This window comes from Streptomyces sp. SID1328, assembly GCF_009865595.1.
Lineage (GTDB): Bacteria > Actinomycetota > Actinomycetes > Streptomycetales > Streptomycetaceae > Streptomyces > Streptomyces griseoluteus.
This window is the reverse complement of record NZ_WWKH01000475.1, coordinates 1-6031: the sequence shown is the minus strand read 5'-3', so window position 1 is coordinate 6031 and position 6031 is coordinate 1. Positions and strand designations below refer to the sequence as shown.

The 6031-nt window shown below is 74.8% G+C and carries 6 protein-coding genes and 1 pseudogene; 3 read left to right on the top strand and 4 right to left on the bottom strand.

The window, feature by feature from the left end; genetic code table 11:
• Together GT030_RS14715 and GT030_RS14710 are read right to left on the bottom strand one after the other, a co-directional pair.
• Positions 1 to 1388, bottom strand: a 1388-nt coding sequence (locus GT030_RS14715; protein WP_161201497.1) for an acyl-CoA synthetase, incomplete at its 3' end; no start/stop codon positions are given.
• A gap of 37 nt (positions 1389 to 1425) precedes the next feature.
• A complete protein-coding gene (locus GT030_RS14710; protein ID WP_161201496.1) occupies positions 1426 to 2478 on the bottom strand; it encodes a MerR family transcriptional regulator in 1053 nt (350 codons plus the stop codon).
• Positions 2479 to 2630: 152 nt separating this feature from the next.
• Here GT030_RS14710 and GT030_RS14705 point away from each other — a divergent pair, with 152 nt between their 5' ends.
• The gene (locus tag GT030_RS14705) at positions 2631 to 3509 is read left to right on the top strand and encodes a hypothetical protein (RefSeq protein WP_161201495.1); all 879 of its coding nucleotides are present in this window, start codon (positions 2631 to 2633) and stop codon (positions 3507 to 3509) included.
• Between the two features lie 3 nt (positions 3510 to 3512).
• Here the strand turns inward: GT030_RS14705 and GT030_RS14700 are convergent, their stop codons facing one another.
• On the bottom strand, positions 3513 to 4070 hold the full coding sequence (locus GT030_RS14700; RefSeq protein WP_202460096.1) for a hypothetical protein: 558 nt from the start codon (positions 4068 to 4070) through the stop codon (positions 3513 to 3515).
• A gap of 138 nt (positions 4071 to 4208) precedes the next feature.
• Between GT030_RS14700 and GT030_RS14695 the strand changes: the two genes are divergently transcribed.
• Together GT030_RS14695 and GT030_RS14690 are read left to right on the top strand one after the other, a co-directional pair.
• The gene (locus GT030_RS14695; RefSeq protein ID WP_161201493.1) at positions 4209 to 4982 is read left to right on the top strand and encodes an IclR family transcriptional regulator; all 774 of its coding nucleotides are present in this window, start codon (positions 4209 to 4211) and stop codon (positions 4980 to 4982) included.
• Positions 4979 to 5824, top strand: coding sequence for an SMP-30/gluconolactonase/LRE family protein (locus GT030_RS14690; RefSeq protein ID WP_161201492.1), 846 nt, complete (start codon positions 4979 to 4981; stop codon positions 5822 to 5824). Before GT030_RS14695 ends, GT030_RS14690 begins: the two co-directional genes overlap by 4 nt.
• A 36-nt stretch (positions 5825 to 5860) precedes the next feature.
• Here GT030_RS14690 and GT030_RS14685 read toward each other — a convergent pair.
• Positions 5861 to 6031: pseudogene (locus GT030_RS14685) on the bottom strand (pyridine nucleotide-disulfide oxidoreductase); the annotation flags it as partial.

Genomic DNA, 6031 nt, shown 5'->3' with positions numbered 1-6031 from the left:
GCGGGGAGCAGGTGCAGTGCGCGGGGCCGCTTGTGCGGGGCGAGGCGGGCGGCCACATGACCGGCCAACTCCGCGAGCACGGGCGGGTCTCCGGGGTCCGACGGCACCACCCAGGCCACCACCCGCTCGCCCAGGTCCGCGTCCGGCTCCCCGGTGACGGCCGCCTCCGCGACGGCCGGGTGCTCCAGCAGCGCGTTCTCGATCTCACCCGCCCCGATCTTGTAACCCCCGCTCTTGATCAGGTCGGTGGCCTTCCGGCCGACGATCCGTACGTACCCGTCGGCCTCCCGCACGGCCACGTCCCCGGTGCGGAACCAACCGTCGGCCGTGAAGGCGGCGGCGGTCGCGTCGGGCCGGTTCAGGTAGCCGGTGAACAGGTTCGGACCGCGCACCTGGATCTCGCCCACGCTCTCCCCGTCCCGTGCGGTCAGCTCGGTGCCGTCCTCCTCCACCAGCCGCAGCTCCACACCGGGCAGCGGCACGCCGACGGTGCCCGCGCGGGCCTCGCCGTCGACGCGTACGGAGGTGTTCATCAGGGTCTCCGTCATGCCGTACCGCTCGATCACCCGGCGCCCGGTGGCCGCCGCGATCCGTTCGTGGTCGTGGACGGGCAGCGCGGCCGAGCCCGAGACCAGCAGCCGGGCCCGGCCGAGCGCCTTCGCCAGCTCCTGGTCGGCCGGCAGGGCCTCGGCCAGCCGGTGGTACATGGTGGGTACGCCGAACACCATGGTCGCGCCGTCGTTCAGCTCGCGGGTCACGCCCTCGGGGGAGAAACGGCCCAGGTGACGCACGGAGCCGCCGCGCCTCAGCGGGCCGAGGACGCCCAGTACGAGCCCGTGCACATGGAACAGGGGCAGCCCGTGCACCAGCACGTCGTCCCCGGTCCAGTGCCAGGCGTCGGCCAGCGCGTCCAGGGTCGCGGCGAGCGCCCGGCGCGGGACGACGGCTCCCTTGGGCGGGCCGGTGGTGCCGGAGGTGTAGACGATCAGCGCCGGGTCCTCGTCCGCGTACGTGTCCTCGGGGACCCGCCCGGTGCCGGAGACCTCCAGGCGGGGCAGGTCCGCGAGGGCGGGCGGAAGTTCGGCACCGGGCGCGGTCAGCACCAGCGCCGGGTCGCTGTCGGCGAGGATGTGCGCCAACTCCCCTCCTCCCGACTTCGGGTTGAGCGGCACGGCGGCCGTTCCGGCGAGCAGCGCCCCGGTGACCGCCACGGCGGTCTCCAGCTCCGGCGTCGCCCACACCGCGACCCGGCCGAGGCCCCGCAGCCGGCCGGCCACCGCCCCGGCGGCGGAGGCGAGTTCCGCGTACGACAGCGACCGGGCGCCGAAGCGCAGCGCCCCCTTTCCGGCCGTGAGTGGGTCCGTGAGGGCGGGGAACAGGGAGGACACGCGGGACTCCTTCGCTGCCGGGTGCGACAGCCCCTTCCTACCCCACCGGCGGCACCACGTCCCCGACCACACAGCTCACGTTGTCCGGGCCGCCCGCCGCGTTGGCCGCGTCGACCAGCGTCCGTACGGCCGTCTCCGGGTCCGGGGCGGCGGCGAGCAGCTCCCTGACCCTGTCGTCGGGGACCACACCGGTGAGGCCGTCCGAGCAGAGGAGGTAGCGGTCGCCGGGGAGGGCCTCGTGCAGCCGGAGGTCGGGGTCGGCCCCCAGAACCTTCAGCAGCAGGGACCGCTGCGGGTGGCTCTCGGCCTCCGCCGGGGTCAGGCGGCCCTCGTCCAGCAGGGACTGGACCACGCTGTGGTCGTGGGTGATGCGGAACAGCCCGCCCTCGCGCAGCAGGTAGGCCCGGCTGTCCCCGATGTGCGCCAGGGCCAGCCGCGACCCCGTCCACAGCAGCGCGGTCAACGTGGTGCCCGCGTCCTCGGCCCCCTCCGTGACGTCCCGTACGGCATCGCCCGCGCTCCGCACGGCGTCGGCCAGCAGGTTCAGCACATTGCCGGGTAGCGGCCCGTCCTCCTCGTCGAGGAACCGCAGCGCCTCGACCGCGGCCCCGCTGGCGGGCCCCCCGGCCGGGCCGAAGCCGTCGGCCACGGCGAGCAGCCTGCGGCCGGCGTGGACGGTGTCCTGGTTGGCGGGGCGGACGTGCCCCCGGTCGGAGTGGGCGGCGCAGCGCAGTTCCAGCATGGTGGGTCCCTCTCTCGGTGCCTCGGTCAACTCGGTCACGAGGAACGCGGCGAGATCCCGCCGCACGGCCGTCTCCGCCTCGACCCGCGCCCAGTACGCCCGGACCTCCCGCGCCGCGTCCGCCCCGGTCAGGACGGACACCGCGCGGATCCGGGCCAGCGGCATGCCGAGCCGCCGCAGCCACGCCACCAGCCGGGCCCGGTCCAACTGGGCGACGGCGTAGTAGCGGTAGCCGGTATACGGGTCGACGCGGGCGGGGCGCAGCAGGCCCAGCTCGTCGTAGAGCCGCAGGGCCTTGGGGGAGAGCCCGGACGCCTTGGCGAAAGCGCCGATGGTCAGCAGGTCCATGTCCGTCCAGGCTCCCTCGAAAGGCCGGTTCCTCGCTTCGCCACCGATGCTGGGGCTTCACCGAAGGGGAAGGTCAACAGGGGTGTGCCGGTTCCGGCGCGGTTGCTAGCCTCGCGATCACCGAGCCGACGCAGACGACCAGGGAGCCCGCCGTGCCGCGTATCGCCCTCGCCACCTACGACCCCGGCACCGCGCCCAGCAAGGACCCCGATCTCGCGGGGCTGGTCGCGGAGTTGAGGGCAGCGGGCGCCGACGCGGAGGCCCGGTTCTGGGACGACCCGGACGTCGACTGGGCCGGTTACGACCTCGTTCTCATCCGGTCCACCTGGGACTACACCTGGCGCCCCGCCGAGTTCCTGGCCTGGGTGGACCGCGTCGACGCGCTCACCCGGCTGCTCAACCCGGCCGACGTGGTCCGCTGGAACGCCGACAAGCGCTACCTCGGCGCACTGGCGTCGGCCGGCGTGCCGACGGTCCCCACCCGCTACCTGCCGCCCGGCACCGAGCCCGACCTGCCGACCGGACACGAGTACGTGATCAAGCCCGCCTCGGGCGCGGGAGCCCGGTACGCGGCCCGGTACACGCCCGAGGAAGGCGAGCAAGCGGTACGGCAGTTGGCGCACATGCACGCCGAGGGCCTCACCGCGATGGTCCAGCCCTACATGCGGCGCGTTGACCAACACGGCGAGCGGGCCCTGCACTTCTTCGGCGGGCGTCTGCTGCACGCCAGCCGCAAGGGTGCCGTCCTCGTCCCCGGCACGCCCTTCGACGCCGACAAGACCGCCCACCCGAAGTTGGAGAAGTGGCAGCCGACCGGTACCGAACTGGAGGTCGCGGAGCGGGCGTTGGCCGCGATACCCGGTGGCGCCGAACGGCTGTTGTACGGCCGGGCCGACCTCATCGACGGCGAGGACGGGCAGCCCTGTGTGCTGGAGCTGGAACTCATCGAGCCCCACCTCTTCCTCGACCTGCACCCCGAGTCGATGCCCCGCGTGGCCCGGCTCATCATCCGGGCGGCAAAGGGAAGTTGAGCCTCAGTCCCGCAGGGCCGTCCGCTGGAGCAGCCCCCAGGTGAACTCGGCGGCCATCTCGTGCCGTACCCCGTCCCGGTCAGGAGCGGTGAAGGCCAGTGCCTGGCGGCTCGGGGCGGTGCCCTGGACCGGACGGGCCGGGGCGAAGGCGCGGGCCACCTCCTCCAGGGTGCAGGACCACGGGGTGAGGTCCTCCAGCGTGCTCAGTTCGGGCGCGGGGGCGTCGGGGGCACGCACCAGCCACTCGGTCAGGACCGCACCGCCCGGCCCGGTCAGCAGCTCGAAGCGCAGGTCCGGCCAGAGGGACAGCGCCCACCGCCACGCCTCGCACTCCAGGTCGCCGACCCGGCGCGGCTCGACCGACTCCGGCTCGCCCAGCACCGCGCGGTACCGGGACACGGCCGGGCGTGACCTGGGCGAACGGGCCATCGCCTGCCAGTGTTTGTTGGCCTCCCGCATGTCGGTCGCGGACGCGCCGAGCCGCCTGCGGGCGTCCTCGGCCAGCTCCGGATTGTGGTCGGCCATGCGGCGCAGCAGCACCAGGGAGAAGTCGCGAGCCATACCCTCCATGGTGCCGGGCGAGCAGGCGGCCATTGCCCGTCCGACCCGCTGTGGCTAGCCTGTGTTCGCCCCACCGGTCGCCGGTCGGGGTATCGAACACGGGCCGCCGCGCCCGTAGAGCAGGCAAGGAGGCCGGACGTGGGACGCCTCGTGCCCGCCGTGACGCGGGCTTTCGACATCCTGGAGCTGTTCCTCGACGGGGACGGCACGCTCTCCGCGCCGGACATCGTGCGCAGACTCGGCCTCCCGCGCACCACCGTGCACGAGCTGGTCACCACCCTCGCCGCCCGCTCCTACCTGGTACCGGTACCCGGACAGCCCGGCCGGTACCGGCTCGGCGTGCGCCCGTACCAGCTCGGCAGCCGGTACGCGGAGCAGCTCGACCTCGCCGCCGAAGGCCGGGAGGTGGCCCGTACCGTCGCCGAGACCTGTGACGAGACGGTCCATGTGGCGCTGCTGGAGGACACCGACGTCATCTACATCGCCAAGGTCGACTCCACGCACGCCGTCCGCATGGTATCCGCCGCCGGGCGCCGGCTGCCCGCGCACTGCACGGCTGTCGGCAAGATGCTGCTGGCCTCGCTGCCCGCGCAGGAGCTGGCCGCCCGCGTCCCCGACGGCGCCGAACTGGCCGCGATGACCCCGGACAGCCTCACCGATCCGGCTCGACTGCGCGAGGCGCTCGCGGAGATCCGGCGCCGGGGTGTCGCGGTGGAGCGGCGGGAGTCCAACCCGGACGTGAGCTGCGTCGCCGCCCCGGTCCGCGACCGCACCGGGCGGGTCGTCGCCGCGCTGTCCATCTCGGTGCCCACGGTCCGCTGGAGCGAGGAACGCCGTACCGAGCTGGAGGCGCTCGCCGTCCGGGGCGCCGCCGAACTCTCCGAGCGGCTCGGCCACCGGGAGGCGGCGTGAGCGGCTACGAGGTCGCCGTCGCGGCCCGGGCCGAACTGGGCGAGGGCCCGACCTGGGACCCGGCAGCCGCCCGCCTGCTGTGGGTGGACGTGCCGGCGAGCCGCGTGCACACGTACGACCCCGCCACCGGCCGCCGCACGGTCCGCACCACCGGCCAGCACATCGGCGCCGCCAAGCCCCGCGCCCACGGCGGCCTGGTGCTCAACCTCCGTGACGGCGTCGCCCTCCTCGACCCCGACGGCACCTTCCGCTGGCTGCACCGGGACCCGGTACCCGGCCGCCGCGCCAACGACGCGGCCGTCGCCCCCGACGGCTCCCTCTGGGCCGGCACCATGCGCTACGACGAGGCTCCCGGCGGCGGCACCCTGACCCGTCTGACCGGCGACGGCACCGCCAGCCCGATCCTCACCGACGCCACCGTGAGCAACGGCATCGGATGGAGCCCGGACGGCACGCTGATGTACTACGTCGACAGCCCCACCCGGCGCGTCGACGTCTTCGATCACGACGGCACGGAGGTCCGGAACCGGCGCACCCTGGCCGTCGTCGAGGAGGGAGCGGGCTTCCCGGACGGGCTCACGGTCGACGCGGCCGGCTGCGTCTGGGTCGCCCTGTGGGACGGCGGAGCGGTCCGCCGCTACACGCCCTCCGGCGCCCTGGACCGCGAGATCCGGCTCCCGGTCCCGCGCACCACCGCCTGCGCCTTCGGCGGCCCCGGCCTGACCGACCTGTACGTCACCACCGCCCGCGTCGGCCTCACCGCCCCCACGGCCCTGTCGGGCTCGGTGCTGGTGGTGCCGGACGCCGGGGAGGGGCTGCCGCAGCCGCCGTTCGCCGGCTAGGGAAGGGAGTGGCTGCCGCGGCAAGCCGTATGCCGGCTAGGGAAGCCCCGCCGCCTTCCGTTCCTCCGCCGTCAGCGGCGGCCCCGAGAGGGGCGGGCGCAGCGGGCCCACGGCGGCCGCCAGCAGCATGCGTGGCGCGAGCAGCGCCTCCGCACCCGCCTCCAGCGAGGTCACGTCGGTCACCCGGCGCGCGACCCGGCCGTTGCC